The sequence below is a fragment of the Corallococcus sp. Z5C101001 genome, from assembly GCF_007352635.1.
Classification (GTDB): Bacteria; Myxococcota; Myxococcia; order Myxococcales; family Myxococcaceae; genus Corallococcus; species Corallococcus silvisoli.
In genome coordinates this window covers 410,080-432,249 of sequence record NZ_VKLU01000006.1, presented here as the reverse complement: position 1 = coordinate 432,249, position 22,170 = coordinate 410,080, and the positions used below count along the sequence as shown (strand labels likewise).

General features: G+C 72.0%; 18 protein-coding genes. 11 read left to right on the top strand and 7 right to left on the bottom strand.

What is annotated here, in order from left to right:
• Positions 1-102 precede the first annotated feature (102 nt).
• The gene (locus FOF48_RS16905; RefSeq protein ID WP_143902826.1) at positions 103-2,100 is read left to right on the top strand and encodes an ATP-dependent DNA helicase; all 1,998 of its coding nucleotides are present in this window, start codon (positions 103-105) and stop codon (positions 2,098-2,100) included.
• Here the strand turns inward: FOF48_RS16905 and FOF48_RS16900 are convergent.
• From FOF48_RS16900 to FOF48_RS16880, 5 genes are all read right to left on the bottom strand, one after another.
• On the bottom strand, positions 2,054-4,234 hold the full coding sequence (locus FOF48_RS16900) for a TonB-dependent receptor (RefSeq protein WP_255442286.1): 2,181 nt from the start codon (positions 4,232-4,234) through the stop codon (positions 2,054-2,056). The two genes, FOF48_RS16905 and FOF48_RS16900, sit on opposite strands and share 47 nt — an antisense overlap.
• Before the next feature lie 161 nt (positions 4,235-4,395).
• Positions 4,396-4,815 carry a DUF5684 domain-containing protein gene (locus FOF48_RS16895; RefSeq protein ID WP_143902824.1) on the bottom strand — a complete coding sequence of 140 codons (420 nt, stop codon included), beginning with the start codon at positions 4,813-4,815 and terminating at the stop codon, positions 4,396-4,398.
• 120 nt (positions 4,816-4,935) lie between these two features.
• Complete coding sequence (locus tag FOF48_RS16890; RefSeq protein ID WP_143902822.1) at positions 4,936-6,042, bottom strand: type IV pilus twitching motility protein PilT; 1,107 nt, start codon at positions 6,040-6,042, stop codon at positions 4,936-4,938.
• A 1-nt stretch (position 6,043) separates the two neighbouring features.
• Positions 6,044-7,954, bottom strand: coding sequence for a type IV pilus twitching motility protein PilT (locus tag FOF48_RS16885; protein WP_143902927.1), 1,911 nt, complete (start codon positions 7,952-7,954; stop codon positions 6,044-6,046).
• Between the two features lie 254 nt (positions 7,955-8,208).
• Entirely contained in the window at positions 8,209-8,748 is a 540-nt protein-coding gene (locus tag FOF48_RS16880) for an N-acetyltransferase (protein WP_120605084.1), read from the bottom strand.
• A 269-nt stretch (positions 8,749-9,017) separates the two neighbouring features.
• Between FOF48_RS16880 and FOF48_RS16875 the strand changes: the two genes are divergently transcribed.
• From FOF48_RS16875 to FOF48_RS16865, 3 genes are all read left to right on the top strand, one after another.
• Complete coding sequence (locus FOF48_RS16875; RefSeq protein WP_143902820.1) at positions 9,018-9,737, top strand: ATP/GTP-binding protein; 720 nt, start codon at positions 9,018-9,020, stop codon at positions 9,735-9,737.
• On the top strand, positions 9,734-11,230 hold the full coding sequence (locus FOF48_RS16870; protein ID WP_143902818.1) for an ATP-binding protein: 1,497 nt from the start codon (positions 9,734-9,736) through the stop codon (positions 11,228-11,230). Before FOF48_RS16875 ends, FOF48_RS16870 begins: the two co-directional genes overlap by 4 nt.
• A gap of 207 nt (positions 11,231-11,437) precedes the next feature.
• A complete protein-coding gene (locus FOF48_RS16865; protein WP_143902817.1) occupies positions 11,438-11,686 on the top strand; it encodes a hypothetical protein in 249 nt (82 codons plus the stop codon).
• On the opposite strand, the gene FOF48_RS16860 is transcribed toward FOF48_RS16865, so the two are convergent.
• On the bottom strand, positions 11,683-13,026 hold the full coding sequence (locus tag FOF48_RS16860; RefSeq protein WP_143902815.1) for an MgtC/SapB family protein: 1,344 nt from the start codon (positions 13,024-13,026) through the stop codon (positions 11,683-11,685). The genes FOF48_RS16865 and FOF48_RS16860 overlap by 4 nt on opposite strands.
• A gap of 466 nt (positions 13,027-13,492) precedes the next feature.
• On the bottom strand, positions 13,493-14,599 hold the full coding sequence (locus FOF48_RS16855; RefSeq protein ID WP_143902813.1) for an aquaporin: 1,107 nt from the start codon (positions 14,597-14,599) through the stop codon (positions 13,493-13,495).
• 161 nt (positions 14,600-14,760) lie between these two features.
• Between FOF48_RS16855 and thiL the strand changes: the two genes are divergently transcribed.
• The 7 genes from thiL to larB all read left to right on the top strand — a co-directional run bounded on the left by thiL (position 14,761) and on the right by larB (position 22,170).
• Entirely contained in the window at positions 14,761-15,723 is a 963-nt protein-coding gene (gene thiL, locus FOF48_RS16850; protein WP_143902811.1) for a thiamine-phosphate kinase, read from the top strand.
• A 64-nt stretch (positions 15,724-15,787) separates the two neighbouring features.
• The gene (locus FOF48_RS16845; protein WP_143902810.1) at positions 15,788-17,161 is read left to right on the top strand and encodes a methyl-accepting chemotaxis protein; all 1,374 of its coding nucleotides are present in this window, start codon (positions 15,788-15,790) and stop codon (positions 17,159-17,161) included.
• Between the two features lie 55 nt (positions 17,162-17,216).
• A complete protein-coding gene (locus FOF48_RS16840; protein WP_143902808.1) occupies positions 17,217-17,639 on the top strand; it encodes a chemotaxis protein CheW in 423 nt (140 codons plus the stop codon).
• Positions 17,640-17,710: 71 nt separating this feature from the next.
• Entirely contained in the window at positions 17,711-18,079 is a 369-nt protein-coding gene (locus FOF48_RS16835; RefSeq protein WP_014400067.1) for a response regulator, read from the top strand.
• A gap of 63 nt (positions 18,080-18,142) precedes the next feature.
• Positions 18,143-20,764, top strand: a complete 2,622-nt coding sequence (locus tag FOF48_RS36470) for a chemotaxis protein CheA (RefSeq protein WP_186001941.1) — start codon at positions 18,143-18,145, stop codon at positions 20,762-20,764.
• On the top strand, positions 20,761-21,351 hold the full coding sequence (locus FOF48_RS16820; RefSeq protein WP_143902806.1) for a chemotaxis protein CheC: 591 nt from the start codon (positions 20,761-20,763) through the stop codon (positions 21,349-21,351). The genes FOF48_RS36470 and FOF48_RS16820 overlap by 4 nt, the downstream gene beginning before the upstream one ends.
• A gap of 66 nt (positions 21,352-21,417) precedes the next feature.
• Positions 21,418-22,170 carry a nickel pincer cofactor biosynthesis protein LarB gene (gene larB / locus FOF48_RS16815; RefSeq protein ID WP_143902804.1) on the top strand — a complete coding sequence of 251 codons (753 nt, stop codon included), beginning with the start codon at positions 21,418-21,420 and terminating at the stop codon, positions 22,168-22,170.

The window sequence follows — 22,170 nt, the reverse complement described above, 5'->3', positions numbered from 1 at the left end:
GAGCGGCGGTCTCCCGGCGATGTCCGGGAACGCGCGGGGGGCTCCCGGCGCTGTTATCCTGCGGGGCCCTCTTCCCCGCGTCCTCCTGCCCCGAACCGCCGCATGTCCGCGCCCGCGCCCCGTCCTCTCTCTGTCGACAGCTTGCTGGGCCCTGGCGGCGCGCTGGAGGAGGCGCTGCCCGCGTACGAGCACCGCCCGGAGCAGCTCCAGATGGCGCGCGCCGTGGAGCGGGCCTTCTCCGAGGGCAGCTACCTGCTGGCGGAGGCCGGCACGGGCACGGGCAAGACGCTGGCCTACCTGGTGCCCGCGCTCCTGGCGGGCCGCAAGGTGGTGGTGTCCACGGCCACGAAGACGCTGCAGGACCAGGTGTTCTTCAAGGACCTGCCGCTGCTCAGCGAGAAGCTGGGCCTGCGCTTCGAGGCGGCCTACCTCAAGGGCCGGGGCAACTACCTGTGCCTGCACCGCTACGAGTCCTTCGAGAAGGACCCGCAGTTCGTCTCGCGCGACGAGGCGAAGCAGTGGCCGCTGCTCAAGAAGTGGGTGACGCAGACGGAGACGGGGGACCGGGCGGAGCTGGACCTGCCGGAGTCGTTCGCCGCGTGGTCCCGGCTGTCCACCACGTCGGAGACGTGCCTGGGTTCGCGCTGCTCGCAGTACGAGACGTGCTTCGTCACCCGGATGCGCAAGCGCGCGGAGGCCGCGGACCTGCTGGTGGTGAACCACCACCTGTTCTTCGCGGACCTGGCGCTGCGCAGCTCCGGCAAGCGCACGGAGGGCGTGCTGCCCTTCTACGACGCCGTCATCTTCGATGAGGCGCACGCGCTGGAGGACGCGGCCAGCGGCCACTTCGGGTGCAGCGTGTCCAACTACCGGCTGGAGGAGCTGTCGCGCGACGCGGTGGCGGCCCTGCCGGCGAAGGATGAGCGGCACGCGACGCTCTCCGCGCTGGCCCAGCGGGTGCGCTCGCACGCGGACGCGCTGTTCCTCCAGACGCCGCGCGCGCTGGGCATGTCCAACCAGGAGTCCACCGTGGCGCTGCGCCCGGAGACGATGGGCAAGCTGTCCGGCGCGCTGGAGCAGGTGCGCGAAGGCCTGGCCGCGCTGGCGTCCTTCGCGGGCAGCGAGCGCGAGCCGGAGCTGGCCGCCATCCACCGCCGCGCGGAGGAGATGGGGGAGCAGCTCTCCTTCCTGGAGAAGGCGGAGTCCGCGGACCATGTGTACTGGGCGGAGGCGCGGGGCAAGGGCCTGTTCCTGCGCGCGAGCCCCATCGACGTGGCGAAGGAGCTGCGCGACCGGCTCTACGGCGCGCTGGACACGGTGGTGTTCACGTCCGCGACGCTCGCGGCGGACAGCCGCTTCGACTTCTTCGCCAAGCGCATGGGCATGTACGACGACGAGGGCCAGCCCGTGACGCGCGTGCGCACGCTGGCGGTGCCCAGCCCGTTCGACTTCCCGCGCCAGTCCGCGCTGTACCTGCCCACGCACCTGCCGGACCCCAGCGCCCCGGGCTTCATCGAGGCGGCCGCGGAGGAGATTATCCAGCTGTGCGAAGTGACGGGCGGGCGCGCGTTCGTGCTCTTCACGTCCCTGCGCAACATGGTGCGCGCCTACGAGCTGACGGCCACGCGGCTGCCCTACCAGGCGCTGCTCCAGGGGGAGCGGCCCAAGCAGCAGCTGCTGGATGCCTTCCGCCAGACGCCCAGCGTGCTCTTCGCCGCGCACAGCTTCTGGGAGGGCGTGGACGTGCCAGGAGACGCGCTGAGCCTGGTCATCATCGACCGGCTCCCGTTCGCGTCACCGGGAGATCCGCTGGTGGCCGCGCGCATCCGGCAGATCCAGGCGCGCGGCGAGGAGCCGTTCGACCAGTACCAGCTGCCGCAGGCGGCGCTGGCGCTGCGCCAGGGCTTCGGGCGGCTCATCCGCACGCAGGCGGACCGGGGCATCGTGGCGATGCTGGACCGCCGCATCGTGACCAAGGGCTACGGCCGGGTGTTCCTCTCCAGCCTGCCGCCCGCGCGGCGGATGGAGGACACGACGGAGCTGAGCCGCTGGTTCAACGGCCCGGTGCGGCCGGTGCCCCCCGTGCGCTCGATTCGCTGAGCACGTCGCGCAGGCGCAGGCCCACGCGCGCCTGGAACGGCGGGGCCAGCGTGTCCACGCCCGCGCGGCCCGCGAGGTACTGGCGGTCGAAGAGGTTCTCCACCGCGCCGAAGGCGTCCACCTTCCAGAAGAGGTGGCGGCTCACGGACACGTCCACGACGGCGGCGCCGCCCATGCCGCGCGTGTTGAGGTCGTCCTCGTACTGCGGGCCGAACACGCGCAATTGCGCGGTGACGGAGACGATGGACGGGGCGTCGAAGGTGACGGCGAGCGAGCCGCGATGCCGTGGGTCCTGTGGCAGCTGGCGACCCACGAGGTCGGGCTGGCCGGGCGCCTTCGTGACGACGGGGTCCACGAAGGTGTAGGCGGCCAGGGCCGTCCACTGTCGCGACAGCCGCCAGTCCACGCCCAGCTCCACGCCGCGCACGCGGGCCCGGCCCAGGTTCTGCCGCTGGCGGGTCGTTCCGTCGGGCAGGGGTTCGGCGAGCGTGACGTTGGTGACGGGGCTGTCGAGCACGTTCCAGAAGCCGGTGACGCGGCCGGTGAGGCCGCGCGGACCGGTGGCCTCCACGCCGGCTTCGGTGCCCCAGAGGCGTTCGGCGCCCAGGTCGGGGTTGGCCGCGGTGAGCACGGTGCCCACCTGGAAGGGGCGGTAGAGCTCATTGAGCGTCGGGGCGCGGAAGGCGCGGTAGGCGGAGGCGCGCAGCGTGAGCCAGTCCACCGGGAGGAGGCGCGCGGCGAGCCGGGGGCTCAGCTGCCGGGCGGTGCGGGGCGCGAAGTCGGTCGTGCGGGAGGAGCCATTGGCGAAGCTTTCGAGCAGCACGCCGTCGCGGTTCCTCCACGTGTCCCAGCGCAGCGTGCCGGCCAGCTCCAGCGCGGACGACACGGTGTAGAGGTCCTGCACGAAGAGGCCGCCGGAGAGCTGCGTGCCCCGCGTGTCGCGCGAGTAGAGCGTCGTGGGGGTGTAGGCCGGAGGGAAGAGCAGCTCGTCCGCGCGGCCTGCCGACCGGCGCGCATCCACCCCGGCGGCGAGCACGTGCGTTCCGCCCAGCGTCATCGCCGGTCCGGTCCAGACGAGCGACCCTCCCTGGTCGTTGGCGGGCACGTCCTGGAACGCGGAGCGGACCTCCAGGCGCCGGTTCGCGCTGATGCGGGCGCGGTCCTGGGCGAAGTGCTGGGTGCGGCCGAAGAGGCCCAGCGCGAAGGTGCCCGCGCCGTCCGTGCGCAGGCGCGCGTCGCCAGCGAACCAGGCGAGGTCCACGCTGGCGACGGTGGAGCGGGTGCCTCCGTTCTGCGTCTCGCGGAACACGCCCGCGCGGGCGGACAGGGAGAGGCTGTCGGTGGCCTCCGCCTCCACGCGGGCCTGGGCGCTGACGTGGCGGGACGGGGTGTCGCCGTCGATGGGGCCTCGCTGGTTCGCGGGGACGATGCGGTAGCCCTCGCTGGTGAGGCCCTCGACCTCCAGCGAGGCGCCCACGCGGCCCCACCGGTCCGCCACGCGCCCGGCGGCGAAGCCCGTGCCCAGGTTGCCCACGGACAGGTCGGCATCGAGCACGGGGCCCGTGATGGGCCGTGAGAGCAGCTGCACCACTCCACCCAACGCGGCGCTGCCGTAGAGCGCGGAGCCGCCGGTGGGAACGACCTCGATGCGCTCCAGTCCCAGCCGGGGCAGGGCCCGCCAGAACACCCAGCCGCCGTAGGGGTCGTTGAACGGGAGCCCGTCCAGGAGCACCAGTCCCCGCGCCACGCCGGACGGCGCGAGGCCGCGGAGGTTGAGCCCCTGGGCGGTGGGGTCCGCGACCAGGGACGGCGTGCGGCGGAACGTGGCCGCGGAGGGCAGCGTGCGCACGAGCGCGTCCTGCGTGAGCGTGGGGCTGCGCTCCAGCTCCGCGCGCGGAATCACCACCGTGGTGGCGGGCACGTCGCGGAGCGGGCGCGGCAGGCGCGTCGCGGTGACCACGGTCTGCGTCTCCGGCGCGCTCGGGGCTTCGGCTGGCGCCGCCCTGGGCGCGTCCCGCGGGCCTTCGGGCAGGTCCCCGTCCACGCCCTGCGCGGAGGCCACCGCGCAGAGCATCCACGTCACTCCGAGGCAGGACCGGAGGCGCTGGAGCGAAGGGCTGAGCAGACGGGACATGGCGCGCGGTCCAGGCATCGCGTCCCGCTCTACTGGATGTCGGACTTCCGGGCGAGTCATGACATCCCCCCACGAAACACGAACGGCGGTGAAGTGCCCGGAAAGGCCCCCCACCGCCGCCGTTCACGCCCCGGACCCGAAGGCCCGGTCCCGCGTGGGAACTACGCCGCGGACATGCCGCCCGAGGCGGCGGCCGGGCCCTGGTACTGCGCGTCGCCGAAACCGAGGATGGCGTAGAAGATGGGGCCGAGCAGCGCCAGGCCGATGCCGAAGCCGGTGCCCTTGCCGAACGACTTCGCCATGTCGATGCCGATGATGAACAGCGCGATGATGTTCACGCAGGGCAGGATCGCCAGCACCACCCACCACGCCGGACGGCCGACGATCTTCGTCATCACGTAGATGTTGTAGAAGGGGACGATGGCCGCCCACCCGGGCTCGCCGGCCTTGGTGAACGTCTTCCAGATCCCCGCGATCGCCAGACCGATGACCGCCAGATAGATGATCCAGAACAACGGCCCCGGGCCCGCCGACTGGTGCTCCTGCATCTGCTGCATCATCTGAAGCTGCTGCTCGTCCATGAAGTACTTCCCCCTCGGAAGTGTGGGGCGCGGCAGTGGGCCGGCCCCGGTTCAGTCCCGAACAATTCGCGAAGTAGGGGGGCGAAAGCAAATCCCTTCACCCGGGGGCCGGGCGCGCACTCACGCCTTCAGTGTCTCTGGCACCACCCAGTCCGGCTTCAGCCGCTGGATGACCTTCACGAAATTCTCTTTGTCCTGGGCTTTCTCCAGAGCGGCGTCGGGGACGATGACGTCGTCCTTCACCAGCCGCTCCAGGTGCATGTCCAGGGTCTGCATGCCCTGGCCCTGGCCGGCCTGCATCTTGGATGCGATTTGAAACACCTTGCCCTCGCGGATCATCGCGGCGATGGCGGCCCCGCCCACCAGGATCTCCAGCGCTGCGACGCGGCCCTTGCCGTCCGCGGTCTTGATGAGCTGCTGGGCGACGATGCCCGCCAGGGACTCGGCGAGCATGCCGCGCACCTGGCCCTGCTCGTCCGCGGGGAAGGCGTTGATGATGCGGTCGATGGTCGCGGGCGCGCTGTTGGTGTGCACCGTGGCGAAGACGAGCACGCCGAAGCTGGCCAGCTGGAGCGCCAGCTTCATCGTCTCGTTGGTGCGCAGCTCGCCGATGAGGATGACGTTGGGGTCCTCGCGGCCGGCGGAGCGGATGGCGGTGGCGAAGCTGGAGGCGTGCGGGCCCACCTCGCGGTGGGTGACCTGGGACTTGAGCGATTCGTGCACGAACTCCACCGGGTCCTCGATGGTGAGCACGTGCGACGGGCGCGTCTTGTTGATGTGGTTGATCATCCCCGCGAGCGTCGTGGACTTGCCGGAGCCCGTGGGGCCCGTCACCAGCACCAGCCCGCTGCGGCGGTCCGCCAGCTTGCGCACCACGTCCGGCGTCTTCAGGTCCTCCAGCGACAGCACCTTGCTGGGGATGGTGCGGAAGACCGCGCCGATGCCGGTCATCTTGTAGAAGTAGTTCGCGCGGAAGCGGGCCTTGGTGCCGTAGCCATAGGCGAAGTCCAGGTCCAGCTCCTCGGTGATCTGCCGCTTCTGCTCCGGCGAGCAGATCTCGAAGAGCAGCGCCTCCAGCTCCTCGGAGGTCAGGGGCTCGTCCCTCAAGGGCACCAGCTCGCCGCGGATGCGGCCCAGGGGCGGGTAGCCCACGCCCAGGTGCAGGTCGCTGCCCTTTCGGTCGAGCAGCACGTCGAACCAGGTGGCGATGCGGGGGGTGTCCGTCATGTCAGGCGCCCTTCTTGCCAAGCAGTGAGCCCACCTTGGACAGCATCCGCGCGCCCTCCTGGGGCGAGGCGGGCGGGGGCACGGTCGCGGCGCCGGGCCGCTTGCCCGTCACCATGGCCTCGATTTCGTCCGGGTTCTCCGCGAAGCCCTTCACGGTCTCCAGCGTCGCCTTGCCCGAGCGCGCCAGGTCCGACAGCGAGTCCTCGAAGCGGATGATGCCCAGGGACTTGCCGCGCTGCTGGAGCGAGGGGATCTGATACGTCTTGTTGTCGCGGATGAGGTTGCCCAGGGCCACGGAGCCGGTGAGGACCTCGGCGGCGGCGACCATGGACTTGCCATCCGCGGAGGGCATCAGCCGCTGGCTGACGATGAGGCGCAGGCCGCTGGAGAGCGACAGCCGCACCTGCTGCTGATCCCCGGGCGGGAAGAGGTCGATGAGCCGGTCGATGGTCTTCGCCGCGCTGGGCGTGTTCATGGTGCTGATGAGCAGGTGGCCTGTCTCGCTGGCCGCGAGCGCCATGCGCACCGTCTCCGTGTCGCGCAGCTCGCCCACGACGATGACGTCCGGGTCCTCGCGGAGGCTGCCCTTGAGGGCGCTGGCGAAGGTGCGCGTGCTGGTGCCCACCTCGCGCTGGCTGATGAGGGCGCGCTTGCGCGGGTGCACGTACTCCACCGGATCCTCCACGGTGAGCACGTGATGCGTCGTCTCGCGGTTGATGATGTCCACCAGCGCCGCGAGCGTGCTCGTCTTGCCGTGGCCGGAGGGGCCCGTGAGCACGATGAGGCCCTGGTGGTGGTGCGTCGCCTTGGCGATGTCCGGGGGCAGCCCCAGGGACTCCAGGGTGGGGATCTCCCGGGAGATGACGCGGAAGGTGCCCTTGAGGCCCGTGCGCTGGCGGCCCACGTTGACGCGGAAGCGCCCGGTGTCCTCGGAGTCCAGCGCGAAGTCCACGCTGCCGTCGCGCTCCAGCACCGGCCGCAGGCGCTCCGGGATGATGGGCAGCAGCAACCGCTCCACCATCTCCGGGGACAGGGGCGTGTCCTGCGGCTGCAACTCACCCGCGAGCCGCATCAGCGGCGGCCGTCCAGCCACCACGTGCAGGTCGCTGGCGAGCATGCTGCGCGCCTGCTCCAGCAGCACGGCCAGGTCGCGGCCCGGCGCGGCGGCCGTGCGCGAGATGGGGATGACCCGCGAAGGAACCGGGGTGGAGGCCGCGCCCGTGTGGCCCGGTGCCGCGTGCACGGAGGATGCGCCTGCATGGCCCGTGTGGCCCGGTGCCGCGTGCACGGACGCCGAGACCGAATGACCCGCCGCGCCGGAGTGCGCTGACGCCGCGCCCGAGTGGCCTGTCGTACCGGGGTGAGCTGACGCCGCGCCTGCATGGGTGGACGCCGCGTGAGCCGAGGCCGCCCCCGCGTAGGCGCCCGCCTGAGCGGCCATCCCTCGCGCGGCGGTGGCGCTTCCCGCGGATCCACGTCCTGGGTCCGCCATCCCAGGCCCACCGGCCTGGACGGCGCGAGCCATCGCCTCGGCCGGAGCCGACACCGCCGGCATTCCCCCATAGGGCGTCCGCGTGGGTGCTGCCACCGGAGCCGACGCCGCGGGCACCCCCGCGTAGGGCGTCCGCGTGGGCGCGGCGGCAGCCGGGGCGGCGGCCGCTGCCTGCGCCGGGGCCGCCTGCGCAGCGCCCTCCGCGCCGCGCGTGAGGCGCACGTTCATCAGGTCGCCCCGGCGCACCGCCGCGATGGAGATCGCCCCCAGGCCGGTGGCATTCACCGTCCATTGCACGGGCGTCTCGGCCACCGTGGACGCGCGCGCCATGCCCACCATGGCCTGGAGCGCCTTCACGAGGTCGTCGGTGGAAAGGGCGCCGGGATCCACGGGCTCGTAGCCGGTGGCGCCGCGCACCATCGGAGGACGACCGCTGGCCAGGGCCAGCTCGGTGATTCCGGGACGTGACAGGTGACGCAGCAGCTCTGCGAGCGGTTTCATGCAGGGGGTGGGTGCCACCGCTGCCGTGGCGTCAGGCCCGGCGGGGTGGAACGCCCCCGAGGATAGTCGACCGCGACGTTCCAGGTCATCGGGCCCGCCCCGTAAAGCGCGACGGGAGCGGCCGTGTGAGGGCCCCTCCCGTCGGGAACAACCTGCTGTGTGGGGCTGGCGGACTAGAGTTCGCGCGACATCAGGAGCCGCAGCTTGCCGGACTTCTTGGAGACCACCGTGGCCACCGTGGTGAAGCCCGCCTTGCGGTAGAAGCCCACCGCCGGCGCGTTCGCCGGATCCACGCGCAGCGCGATGGTCTTGCGGTACATGTCGCGGGCCGCGTCCAGCGCCTTGTCGAGCAGCATCGCGCCCACGCCGTGGCGCCGCAGCTCCGGCTTCACCACGATGTTGCGCAGGTAGGCGGCGCCCGGCACCGGGCCGTCACGCTCCACCGTCACGTAGCCCACGACCTGGTTCTGGATCCGCGCCACGTGCAGGAAGGGCTTGAGCTGGGTGAGCGCCTTGAGGCTCTCTTCCTGGCTCTCTCCGCGTCCCTTCCAGGGTTCGGAGTTGGCGCGCAAGGCCGACACCGTGGTCAGGTCCTCGTCGGTGGGCGGACCGAACTTGACCCCGTTCACCAGATCATTCGGAAGGGTCGCCCCCTCCAGCACCGGCGTGGGGGCCGCCACCTCGACGCCTGGGTCCACCTGCTTCATCGTCATCGCCTTGCTCCTCCGTCGCGTCCGCGATCCTAACCGGTCCCCCCTTACCCATGCACGCGATCATTCCGCGCGCATTGTCCTCTTTTCCGTGTGGGGAGACGTCCTCCTCCTGGCGAGGAGCAGGAACTTGTCGGAACGTCACACGCAAGCGCGTCATTCCGTGAGGGAACGTCCTGCCCTGCCGTCTGGTGTGCGACCGGCCTTCCGCGCGGGACGTGAGCCCATTATAAAACGCCTGTCCGGGTCCCCCTCGGTCCGAGTCCTCCCCCTTGCAACTGAACCACGCACAGCGCGAGCTGACGCTCAAGATCGTCTATTACGGCCCCGGGTTGAGCGGGAAGACGACCAACTTGCGCAAGCTGCACGCGCGAGCGCGGGCGGACGTGCGAGGGCGCCTCCTGTCGGTGGACACGCACGACGACCGGACGCTGTTCTTCGACCTGCTGCCGGTCTTCTTCTCCACCTCCACGGGCTTCAAGGTGAAGGTGAAGCTCTTCACCGTGCCCGGGCAGGTCATCCACAACGCCACGCGGCGGGTGGTGCTCCAGGGCGCGGACGCGGTGGTCTTCATCGCGGACAGCCGCCGCGACGCGGCCCCGGAGAACAACGCCTACTGGCGCAACCTGCAGGAGAACCTGCGGGAGATGGAGCTGGACCCGCAGCAGGTGCCGGTGGTCATCCAGTTCAACAAGCGGGACCTGCCGGACAGCCTGACGGACGCGGAGCTGGCGGAGGTCCAGCGCCGGGGGAGCCAGCCGGTGGTGGGCTCCGTCGCGGTGCGGGGTGAGGGCGTGGTGGAGACCTTCCACGCCGTGGCCCAGGCGGCCTGGCGCGCGCTGGAGCTGCGGGCCCAGCTGTCGCGCAACGTGGGGCTCAGTGAAGACGAGTTCCTGGGGCAGATCTTCCGCCACATCGACCTGAGCGGCACGGCGCTGGAGGGGCGTTACAGCCCGCCGCCCGGCATCCGGGAGAGCGGGAGGGCGCCATGAGCGGCCCATCGAGCGGAGGCCCCCGGAACGCCGCGGGCTCGCCCCGGCGTGAGTCCGCGCTCCAGCGGCGGCTGTCGCTCGGGGACCTGTTGGACCTGCCGTCCTTCACGGAGGTGGTGAAGGGCTTCAGCGACCTGTACCGCGTGGGCATCAAGGTGCTGGACACGCGCGGCAACAAGCTGGCGGACGTGAAGGTGGGCCACGGCGACTTCTGCGCCTACGTCTTCTCCTTCCCGGACGGGCGCCAGGCGTGCACCGCCATGGTGGGCCGGGTGAAGGACGGCCCCGTGCTGCCGGAGGCCGGCGGACGGGTGGCGGACGGCGACACCTCCGAGGCGTCGGGCCTCATCGCGCTCACGTGCTTCACCGGCCTGCGCTACGTGGTGATGCCGGTGCGCTGGGACGGCGACCTGCTGGGCCGGGTCATCCTGGGGCCCTTCACGCCAGAGGAGCTGGCGGACTTCCCGGCCACGCTCACCGGCATCCAGGGCCTGGACCTGGAGCGGGCGCAGGAGCTCCTGGGCCGCGTGCGCCGCGTGCCGGAGCGCACCGCCGCGCAGGTGCTGGGCCACTTCGGTCAGGTGCTGGGCGCGCTCGTGGCCAGCGGGCAGAAGGCGTACCTGGCCACGCACCTGCACCTGGAGTCCACGCTGGAGGTGCACCGCGAACTGGAGGCGCAGAACGCGCGGCTGCTCCAGGCGAACGCGCGGCTCAAGGAGCTGGACCGGCTGAAGTCCACCTTCCTGGGCACGGTGAGCCACGAGCTGCGGACGCCGCTCGCGTCCATCCTCGGGTATTCGGAGATGATGGCGGAGGGGCTGGCGGGGCCGCTCAACCCGGAGCAGCTCCAGTACGTGCGCACCATCGTGGAGAAGGGCGAAACGCTCCTCTCGATGATCTCCTCGCTCCTGGACCTGAGCCAGATTGAGGCGGGCCGCCTGCGCCTGTCCATGGCGCCAGTGGACCCCGGCTACGTCATCCAGACGGCGGTCTCCAGCGTGCTGCCGCAAGCGCAGCGCAAGGGCCTGGAGCTGGAGGTCCGGCTGCCCCACACGCCGCAGCCCCGGCTGGCCGGCGACCTGGACAAGCTCCGGCAGGTGGTGGTGAACCTGCTGGCCAACGCGGTGAAGTTCACGCCCGCGGGCGGCCGGGTGAAGGTGACGCTGTCGGACGCGGCGATGCAGCAGGAGCTGGGCGTGCCCGGCTATCGCATCAGCGTGGAGGACACCGGCGTGGGCATCCGCGCCGAGGAGTTCGAGCGCATCTTCCAGAGCTTCTACCAGGTGGACGGCAGCTCCACGCGCGAGTTCGGCGGCGCGGGGCTGGGCCTGGCCATCGTGAAGAGCCTGGTGGAGGGCCACGGCGGCCGCGTGCGGGTGGAGAGCGAGTTCGGCCACGGCTCGCGCTTCATCGTCCAGCTGCCCCTGCACCCGCCCATGCAGGACCGCGGGCTGACCGCCGCGCCGCCCATGCCGGAGCCGGACCGCTTCTAAAGGCAGACGCCCGGCCCGGAGGTGTGGGCGGCGGTGCGTTCGCACGCCGCGTCCATCCGCCACGTCCGCCGAAGGTCCAGCGCCATGGAGTTGGCGTGCGTCTGGAATTTTATGGGTTTTGCAGGAATTTACTGTGTTGTTTTGATTTATGCTTTGGGGTCGGATGGTCTGTCTTTCGTCGTCCAATCCCCAGGCATGGCGTTCCAGATGAAGACGTTGTCGATCCGCGCGTTCGGCGCGGCTGTGTTTGCTATTGCCGGGCTGACCGTGGGCTGTGGCGGCGCTCCGGAGGACATGACGGCACCCGAGGGCGAGGCCCCGGGTGGGACGCCCATCGCCCAGGTGTACACGGGGCAGGCCATCGACGTGTCCGGGGTGAGCGGCGCCTGGTTCTATGCCTATCACCCGGCGTCGGGTCTGTTTGGCTACACGCTGAGCACCTACGACTGCAGCTAGTCCGCGGTGGACTGTCCGGGGGTGTGGGGCTTGAGCAGCCCCGCGCCGCCGGCGTCGGGAGGCATGAACGACGGCAGGTGCGTCTGGACGAGCGCGCCCACGAGCCCCAGCAGCATCACGACGCCCAGGGCGCGGCCCAGTCGGAGCGTGAGGGAGCGCTGCTCGGACACGCGCGCCACGAGGATGAAGTTGATGGCGGCGCTGGCGAGCGACGCGATGATGGCGCCCACTCCGGCCGTCGTGGGGGAGATGGTCCCGTTGGCGCACAGGGACGCGGCGGAGGCCACCGCGGACGCGCTGGACACCAGTCCGCCCACGGCGCTCACCGCGTAGAAGCCCCAGCGGCCCAGCAGCGTCTGTCCCACCGTGCCCACGACCTGGAGCGCGAGGAAGATGAGGCCGAACTTCAGCGCGGACGGCAGGGAGAAGGGCGACTTCAGGGGCAGGGCGGGCGGCTCGGCGCCGGGGGTGGCCTCCACCCGCGAGCGCATCAGCGCCAGCCCCGTGCTGGACAGGAGGATGAGCACCAGCGGGATGGCGGAGTCCACGAGCGCGCGGAAGGACAGCAGGCCCAGCAGGACGGCGTTGCGCAGCGCCATGGCGGCGGTGGCCAGCATCACGCCCCGGTAGGCCACGTCCAGCAGGCGCCCGGAGGTCTCGCGCACGCGGTTGGCCAGCTCCGCCACGGTGACGGTGCTGTTGACGAGCCCGCCCAGGAACCCCGTCACCTCCACGCCGTGCGTCCCGAACACCTTCCACAGCAGGTAGTTCACGAAGCCGATGGCCGCGATGAGGATGACCGTCACCCACGCGGCGCGCGGCTCGATGAGGCCCCACGGGTCCACCGGCTGCGAGGGCAGCACCGGGTAGATGGCGAAGGCGAGGATGGCCAGCAGGATGGCGGAGCGCAGCTCCTCGGCGGTGATCTTGTGGCTGAAGGTGGCCATCCGCTCCTTCCACGCGAGCAGGCCCGCGGTCGTCACGCCCACCGCCGCGGGCGTCACCGTGTGGCCCAGGCCGCACAGCACGCCGGTGAAGCCCGTGACGAGCAGCGCGGCGGACGTCGTCAGCTCCGCGCCGCCGTTGGCGCGCAGGGACTGCCAGTTGAGGAAGCACAGCAGCACGCCCAGGAGCGCGAGGCTGAGCAGCGCGAAATTCGGGCCCAAGAGACCGCCCATGCCACCCAGCAGCGCCGCGAAGCCGAACGTGCGCAGGCCTGCTTCCTTGCCGCGCCACTCCCGCTCCAGCCCGACGAACAGCCCCACCGCGAGCGCGAGCGTCAAGCGCATCAGCGTCTGCAACGGGGGCCAGGAGACGACAGGGGGAAGACCTTCCATCATGCGTGAAACCTCTCTGCTGCTGTCATGCTCGCCCGTCGCCCCGTCGTCAACGCCGCACCCCGTCACTCCTGCGTGGACCGTTGCGCGGCACCTCCCGCGTCCCATTCCGCGAGTGGCTGCGTCCGCGCCCCAGGGAAGGAGCGTCCCCGCGTCGTGACGCCGCGTCCGCGCGTGGAGGTGCCCCGGAGCCATGGAGGGCCCGTCCGCGAAGGGCGATGCCGTCGCTCCGGCTCGCCGAAGCACCCGATGTCATGGAATGCATCCGCAGGGGGACACCGCTCCGGCTCGCCGAAGCATCCGGTGCCAAGGAGGGCGTCCGCGAAGGGCGATGCCGTCGCTCCGGCTTGTCGGAGCACCCGGTGCCATGAAGAGCATCCGCGCAGAGTGGTGCCGCCGCTCCGGCTCGTCGATTCCCCCCTCGTCAGCGGGACCAGAGGTGCGAGCCGGGATGTCCGCTTCGGCCACCTCAGGTCAGCGCGCGGGGGCCTTCGGGGGCGGCTCCGCTCACGACGTGCAGCCGCTCCCAGCCCTGTCGCGCGAGGAGCTGATGCACCTTGGGACGCAACGCCGCCTGCAGCGCCTTCGCGCCAGCCTCGTCCTTCAGGGACAGCGCGGGCAGCGACCAGCGCTCGCGCACCCGGGCGTCCATGCCCGGCGCCTGACCCGCGACCTCGATGAGGACATAGTGGGACGCGGGCACCCCCCGGTCGCGCGTGGGCGCGGCGCGCAGGTGGGCCTCCTCCATCAGCGCGTCCACCGCCCCGGGCGGCCCCATGTCGTCCCGCGCCGGGGGCGGCGACACCACCGCGCGCGCCCGCTCCGGGTGCGCCAGCGAGTTGAAGAGCGCGGCGGCCAGGTGCGCGGGACCTGCCTCCGCGCACTCGAAGACGACCGTCTCCACGGCCTGGGGCTCGGGCCGGGGCGCGCCGCCCAGCAGCCAGCGGAACAGGAACACCGCCAGCGCCGCGCCCAGGAGCTGCGCGGCGACGAAGGACTCCACCTCCCACGGGCTCATCACGCCCACGTGGGCGCTCGCCGCGCGCGCCAGCACCAGCGCCGGGTTGGCCAGCGAGCGCGAATCGGTGAACCACACCGTCGCGGCCACGTACCCCGCGATGGCCAGCGGCGTCGCGGATGGGCGCGTGCGCACGCAGCCTCGCACCACCACCAGCAACCCGAAGGTCGCCACCATCTCCGTGAGGAACCGGGCCCCGTCCGCCACGGGCAGCTTCGCGGTGAGCAGCAGCGGCTCATTGCACATGCGGTGCGCGACGAGCCGCCCCACCAGGCTGCCGGACAGCTGCGCCAGCGCGTACAGCGGCACCTCGCGCCAGGGCGTGTGGTCCCCCAGCGCGTCAGCGAACGTGAGCGCCGGGTTGAGGTGCGCGCCCGACAGCGGCCTCAGCACCCACAGCAGGCACGCCAGCACCGCGCCGCACGACAGGGACATGAAGAGGCGTCCCTCGGTGGCGCTCGCGCCCAGGTGCTCCGCGACGTGGTGCGAGCCCTCCAGCGCCACCACCACCAGCCCGCAGCCCAGCGCCTCCGTCACGAGCCGGCGGCGAAGGTCCATGGGTGTGGAGGAGGAATGCACCTCCGTTCCTATGCCTGGGTGGTCTGACACCGTCAACGCCGAGGGCACGCGCCCCGCTCACGGGTCCGGTGGCCGACGCTGGGCCGCGCGGCGCGCGGGGACGTTGCGTCACCCGGCACGGCGTGGTCTCTGTGCCGCCCATGCCCGGTGAGTTCGACCTCATCCAACGCTTCCTCGCCTGCTTTCCGCGCGCCCGGGTGCCGGTGGGACCCGGGGACGATTGCGCCGTGCTCGCTCCGTCGAAGGGCGCGCTGTGCGTCACCACCGACGCGGTGGTGGAGGACGTGCACTTCACCCGCGCGACGTTCTCGCCCGCGGACATCGGCCACAAGGCGCTCGCGGTGAACCTGTCGGACCTGGCCGCCATGGGCGCCGTGCCCCGCTGGTTCGTCTGCGCGCTCGCGCTGCCCCGGGACTTCCCGCCTCGCGAGCTGTCCGCGCTCGGCCGGGGCATGGCCGCGCTCGCGAAGGCGCACCGCATCGCGCTCGTGGGCGGCAACTTCACCTCCGCGCGCGAGGTGTCCGTCACCCTCACCGTCACCGGCGAGCTGTCCCACCCACCCCTCCTCCGCTCGGGGGCCCGGCCCGGGGACCTGCTCTACGTCTCCGGCACGCTGGGCGACGCGCGCCTGGGCCTCCAGCTGCTCCAGGCCGGCGTCCGGCGGGGCGCGGCCGTGAGGCGCCAGCGCCGCCCCGAGCCCCGCGTCGCCCTGGGACAGGTCGCCGCGCGGTTCGCCTCCGCCGGGATGGACGTGTCGGATGGGCTGGCCCAGGACCTGGGGCACCTGTGCGCCGCGTCCCGGGTGGGCGTGGTGCTGGAGCTGGACCGGCTGCCCCTGTCCCCCGCCGTGCGCTCGGCCCTGGGGCCTGAAGGGGCGCTCCAGGGCGGGGAGGACTACGAGCTGCTCCTGGCCGTTCCCCCTCCGCGCGTGCAGGCGTTCGAGCGGGCGTGTGCCCGCGCCGGGCAGGCGGTGACGCGCGTCGGGGTGCTCACCCGGGAGCGCGCGTGGCGCATCCGTGACGCCGAAGGACGCCCGCGGGTGACTCCCCCCGGATTCGATCACTTCGCCCGGTCAGGCAAGCAGATCCGGCCGGATGATTGACCCGTACCGGACAGCAAGGCTAAACCCCTGGGCTGTTTTCCGCCCCTCCCGCTGAAAGCACTCCGTGCGCCGCCCCCTTCGCGACGACCCATCCTCTGGCCTCACCCCCCGACGCGAGCCCGTGCAGCGCCTGCTGCGCGCCGTCGAGGGCCCCAAGGCGGTCCGCGAGCAGTCCCTGCACCGGAAGATCACCACCGGGTACATCCTGCTGGGCCTGCTGCTGGGCACCTGGCTGCTCTGCACGGAGAACCTCTTCGACACGTCCTGGGGCCACTGGAGCTCCGTCATCCGGGTGAGCGTGGGCGTGCTCATCACCTTCGGCGGCGCGGCGTTCCTGCCGTCCCTGCTGGCGCGCGTCACCCGCGTGAAGGTGCTCAGCCGCTCCGCGTTCGAGATCTCCCAGGGCGACCTGTCCAAGCCCGTGGCCGCGGAGGTGCACAGCACCCGCGACGAAATCGACGAGCTGACGGGCGCCATCTCCCGCATGCAGGAGAACCTGCGCGAGCTGGTGGGCAAGATCCAGGACACCGCCAAGAGCGTGGCGGACACGGCCATCGACCTGCAGCGGTCGGCGGAGAACGTCAACGGGTCCACGGAGGAAGTGGGCTCGTCGATGGAGAAGATCGCCAGCGGCGCGGAGACCCAGTCGCAGCTCGTCTCCCAGGCCTCCAAGGTCATCACGGAGATGGCCGGCAGCATCCAGCGCACGGCGGCGAGCGCGCTGGACGCGGCCCGCACGTCCGCGGAGACCAGCAGCAGCGCGGAGGACGGCTCCAAGGCGGCGCGGCTCGCGGGCGACAAGGTGAAGAAGGTCTTCAACCGCATCGAGTCCGCCAGCCAGCAGGTCTTCGCCTTCGGCGAGAAGACGCAGGAGATCTCCAAGATCGTCGACGCCATCACCCAGGTGGCCCAGCAGACGAACCTCCTGGCCCTCAACGCCACCATCGAGGCGGCGCGCGCGGGCGAGTACGGCCGCGGCTTCGCGGTGGTGGCGGACGAGGTGCGCAAGCTGGCGGAGAGCGCGGGCCGCTCCGCGGAGCAGATCTCCCGCCTGGCGCGCGACATCTCCGGTCAGTCCACCTCCGTCGTCAGCGCCATGAAGGAAGGCATCGCGGAGCTGGCGGAGGGCCGTGAGGACCTCACCGACATCATGCGCTCCATGGGCGCCATCACCGACACCGCGCGCAAGGGCGCGGAGAAGGTGACGCTCATCTCCGACAGCACCCGCGAGCAGATGAAGGGCAGCGAGGAGATGGTGAAGGCCATCGAGGAAATCAAGCTCGTGGCGAAGAACAACGCCAGCTCCACGGAGGCCATCCAGGCCGTCATCCAGGAGCAGACGGCCGCGGTGTCGCGGATGACGTCGCTGGCGAGCGAGCTGACCAACCTCTCCGTGGAGCTGCAGAGCGTGGTGCGCAGCTTCCGCCTGGGGCCCTGAGCGCCCCTTCTTCCACCCCGCGCCTGCGCCGCGTTCCGGCACAAGGGCCTCCACCGTGCGGCACGTCATCTTCCGGGTCGAGAAGGAACGCTACGGGTTGCCCTTGTCGGCGGTCCGGGAGGTCGTCGTGCCTCCGGAGCGCTACACCCGTGTTCCACGCGCCCCCTCCGCCATCACCGGCGTGATGAACCTGCGGGGCCGGGTGGTGACCGTGGTGGAGCTACGGCAGCTTTTGCACCTGCCTGAAGGTCCCACGCCGCTGTGCCGCGTCGTGCTACTGGACCGGGGTCGCAGGGACTTGGGGCTCCTGGTGACGGACGTGGACGGCATCGAGGCGGTGGAGCGCGTCAGCGCCGCGCCGGGCAAGGCCATGCCCGCGGTTCGCGGCGTTGCCCGCCTGGGCGGTCTGGGAGTGACCGTGCTGGATCCGGAAGGACTTGATGCGGCGGTCGTTGCCTTGTTCACTCCCTCCAAGTGAGTAGCCCCCTGGAAACGGCCGGTGATAGGGTGCGCTCCCTCTAGGCCTGAAACGGAGGCGGAGTTCTTCACATGGCTAAGCGGGTGCTGGTCGTCGACGACGCCATCTTCATGCGCAACATGATCAAGGACATCTTTGCGTCTGGAGGGTTCGAGGTCGTCGGTGAGGCGGCCAACGGCCTGGAGGCCGTGGAGAAGTTCAAGGAGTTGAAGCCGGACCTCACGACGATGGACATCGTGATGCCCTTCAAGAGCGGCATTGAAGCGACGCGGGAAATCATCAAGGCCGACAGCAGCGCGGTCGTCATCATGTGTTCGGCGCTCGGGCAGGAGAGCCTGGTGATGGAGGCCATCGAGGCGGGCGCCTCGGACTTCATCGTCAAGCCGTTCCGGGCGGAGGACGTGCTGGCGGTCGTCAAGAAGGTGCTGGGAGAGGCTTGAGCGGTGCATGAGGCCGCGCCCGCCCGGGTCGCGGCCTCATCCGCCTGAAGGAGGTGCCGGGTCATGACGATGGACATGTCCCGGTACCTGGGCCTCTTCATCTCGGAGGCCACCGAGCACCTGGAGGCGCTCGGGCGGGACCTGGTGGAGCTGGAACGCGAGGCCACCGCCAGCACCGTGGACTCGATGTTCCGTCACGCCCACTCGGTGAAGGGCATGGCGTCGTCCATGGGCTTCGAGCCCATCGCGATGCTGGCGCACCGGGTGGAGGACCTCGTGGACGCGGTGCGGCAGGACCGCAAGCTGCTCGACCGGGACCTGGTGGACCTGCTCCTGAGCGCGGCGGACACGCTGTCGGCCCAGGTGCGCGCCGTCGCGTCCAGTCGGGAGCCGGAGCCCGCCGAAGGCCTGCTGCAACAGCTGGGCGTCCGGGTGCAGGCGCTCACCGGCCACGCGCCCGCCGCGACGCGCGTGGCGCAAGTCACCGCGCTCAAGCCCGCGACGCCGCCAGCCGGTGACGACGGACCCGAGGGGTCCGGTTCGCCGCCGGGCGGGGCAGACGGTCCTTCAGGGGCCGGAGCCTCGGGCTCGGGAAGCTCCGGTGCCGGGAGTCCGGGTGGCTCCGCTGCTTCGGGTTCGGCGGCATCGGCCCCAGGGAGTCCGGGTGACTCCGCTGCTTCGGGTTCGGGAAGCTCTGGTGCTGGGAGTCCGAATGACTCTGCTGCTTCGGGTTCGGCGGCATCCGCCCCTGGGCGTCCGGGTGGCTCCGCTGCTTCGGGGCCGGAGCCAGCCGGCCCGGGAAGCCCGGGCGGCACCGCTGGCCCACCGGTGCCGGGTGATTCGCAGGGGCCCTCCACTCCGCGCTCGGAGTCCTCCGGCGGCGGTGCCGGGTCCACCGATGCGGGCGTGCCGGGAAGCCCGGTAGGCCTGACGGTGGTGAGAGCCCCGGAGGCCTCGCGTGGCGCTCCGGGTCCCGAGGCCGGAGCTCCCGGTGGCCTGTCGCCCTCCGGCCTGTCCGCGCTTCCCCCCGCCAGCCTGATGCCGCCGCGCGACCTGAGCGGCCCGGAATCCCTCTACGGCGCACCCGGCGCGCGCTCCCTCACGGCCGTGCGGGCGGACTCCGACCCCTCCGCCTCCGTGGTCGCGCTGGCCGCGGGCCTCAAGGCCGTCGCCAGCGCCGCGGACCTCCGGGCCAGCGCGCCCCGCTGGTCCGTCCGGCTGCGCATCTCGCCCACCTGCCAGGTGCCCGGCGTGCGCGCGTTCCTCGTGCACAAGCGGCTGTCCACCCTGGGCACGCTCGTGGACCTGCGGCCCCCCCTGGAGGAGCTCAAGGCCGGCCGCATCCCCGACGGCTACATCCAGGTGGACGTGGAGACCCCCGTGGGCGAGGCCGGCATCCAGGCCGCCCTCCGCAACGTGGCCGAGGTGGAGGTCGTCTCCGTCGCCCCCACCCTCCCGGAGCCCCCCGTCCTGCCCGTCGCCGCGCCGGCGTCGGACAGCGCGCGCGCCAGCGCGGACGCGAGCTCGCGCACGGTGCGCGTGCGCACGGAGCTGCTCGACTACTTCCTCGACACGGTGGGGGAGCTGATGCTCGCCACCGCCCGCCTGCGTGAAGTGGGCAAGGTGCTGCCGGAGAACACGCGCCCCGCGCTGGAGGAGGGCGTCTACCGGCTGCACACGCTGGTGAAGGACCTGCACGACAAGGTGATGAGCGCGCGCATGACGCCGCTGTCGCTCATCACCGACCGGCTGCCCCGCGCCGCGCGCGACCTCGCCCGCCGCAAGGAGCGCGAGGTGGAGCTGGTCATCACCGGCGCCGAAATCGAGCTGGACCGCGCCATCCTCGACGAGCTGGCGGATCCGCTGCTGCACCTCTTGCGCAACTGCATCGACCACGGCCTGGAGTCCCCCGACGAACGGCTGGCCGCGAAGAAGCCCACGCGCGGCCGCGTGCTGGTGACGGTGCGCCGCGCGCGCGACCGCGTCATCATCGACATCGAGGACGACGGCCGGGGCATGGACCCCGCGAAGCTCAAGGCCTCGGCGTTGAAGCGCGGGCTCATCACCGAGGACGCCGCCCAGCGCATGGCGGACCGAGACGCCTTCCTCCTGTCGTGCCTGCCCGGCGTCTCCACCGCGAAGGACATCACCGACATCTCCGGGCGCGGCGTGGGCATGGACGCGGTGAAGCGCGTGGTGGAGAGCGTGGGCGGCACCCTCGAAATCGACAGCGAGCGCGGCCGGGGCACCGTCTTCACCCTGCGCCTGCCGCTCACCGTGGCCGTGGTGCACCTGCTCCTGGTGGAGGTGGGCGAGGAGGTCTTCGGCCTGCCCATCGCCAAGGTGGTGGGCGCCACGGAGGCGGACCCGCAGGCCCTGAGCAAGAGCCGCGAGACGGCGCTCCTGCCCCACGGCAACGGCCTGTTGCCGGTGCACGCACTGGAGGTGTTGCTGGGGGTGCCCGCGTCGCCCAGGCCGGGATTCCGGCCCTTCGTGGTGATGGAGGGCGACGCCGGCACCGGCAAGGTGGCGCTGGCGGTGGATCGCCTCCTGGGGCAGGAGGAAGTCGTGCTCAAACCCCTGTCCCGGCCCCTGGACTTGCTGCCGGGCCTGTCTGGCGTGACCATCCTGGGCAGCGGGCGGCCCGTGTTCATCCTGGACGTCCCGAGGTTACTGACCGCGTGAGCCCCCCCCTGCCCAGTGACGCGCAGCTCGACGCCCTGCGCGAGGTGGCCAACATCGGCTGCGGACACGGCGCCAATGCCCTGGCCCGCCTGGTGGGAGGCCGCGTGGACCTGTCCGTCCCCGAGGTGCGGGTGACGGACGCGGCGCAGGGCCCCGCGCTGCTCGCCGAGGACGCCCCCGCCGTCGCCGTGCGCCTGGGGATGACGGGCGAGCTGCGCGGCGCGCTGGTGCTGGCCCTGCCGCCCCGGGACGCGGAGGCGCTGGAGTCCGCGCTGGTGCGGGGGCAGCCCGCCTCCCCCGCGGAGCGCGAGAGCGCGCTGACGGAGGCCGCGAACATCCTCGCCAGCGCGTGCCTCTCCGCCATCGGACGGCTGACGGGCTGGCGGCTGTTGCCCACGGTGCCCCGGCTCGAGCGCGGCCCGGTGCGGCCGGTGCTGGCGGACGTGCTGGGGGACGTGGAGCCGGGGCCGGGCGTGGTGCTGGCCGCGCGCTTCGCGGCCACCGGGCCCACGTCGCTGGGCGGTCAGATGCTGCTGGTGCTGGAGCGCGGGAGCGCCCAGGCGCTGTTGTCCCGGCTGGGCCTGTAGTCCGCCGGGGGCCTCCCCCCACCGCGCTCCTGGAGGACCGGGGGCGGGTGGGGTAGAGGGTCGCCCATGGACGAGAAGGCGCTCAGGGCCCTGCTGGGGCAGGTGAAGACGGGCAAGGTCACGCTCGACGACGCGGTCGGCAAGCTCAAGGACCTCCCGTACGCGGAGCTGGGCTACGCGACATTGGACACGCACCGCAACCTGCGCTTCGGCTTCCCGGAGGTGGTGCTGGGCGAGCCCAAGACGGTGGAGCAGCTGCTGGGCATCGTGGGCGCGCTGGTGGAGCGCAAGCAGACGGTGCTGGTGACGCGGCTGCAGCCGGACAAGGCGGAGGCGCTGCTCGCGCGCTTCCCCAAGGCCGAGTACCACCCGGTGGCGCGCATCTTCCACCTGCGCCAGCGCAAGGTGAAGGCGGGCCTCATCGCGGTGGTGACGGCGGGCACCAGCGACATCCCCGTGGCGGAGGAGGCCGCGCTCACCGCGGAGGCCATGGGCGCCCAGGTGCGGCGCGTCTACGACGTGGGCGTGGCGGGCATCCACCGGCTGCTGCGCCGCCGGGAGGAGATCCAGGAGTGCCACGTCGCGGTGGTGGTGGCGGGCATGGAGGGCGCGCTCGCGAGCGCGCTGGGCGGCCTGGTGGGCATCCCGGTGGTGGCGGTGCCCACGTCGGTGGGCTACGGCGCGAACCTGAAGGGCATCTCCGCGCTGCTCGCGATGGTGAACTCGTGCGCCTCCAACGTGGCGACGGTGAACATCGACAACGGGTTTGGCGGCGGCTTCTACGCGGCGCTCATCTCCCGCACGAAGGGACGGCGCTGA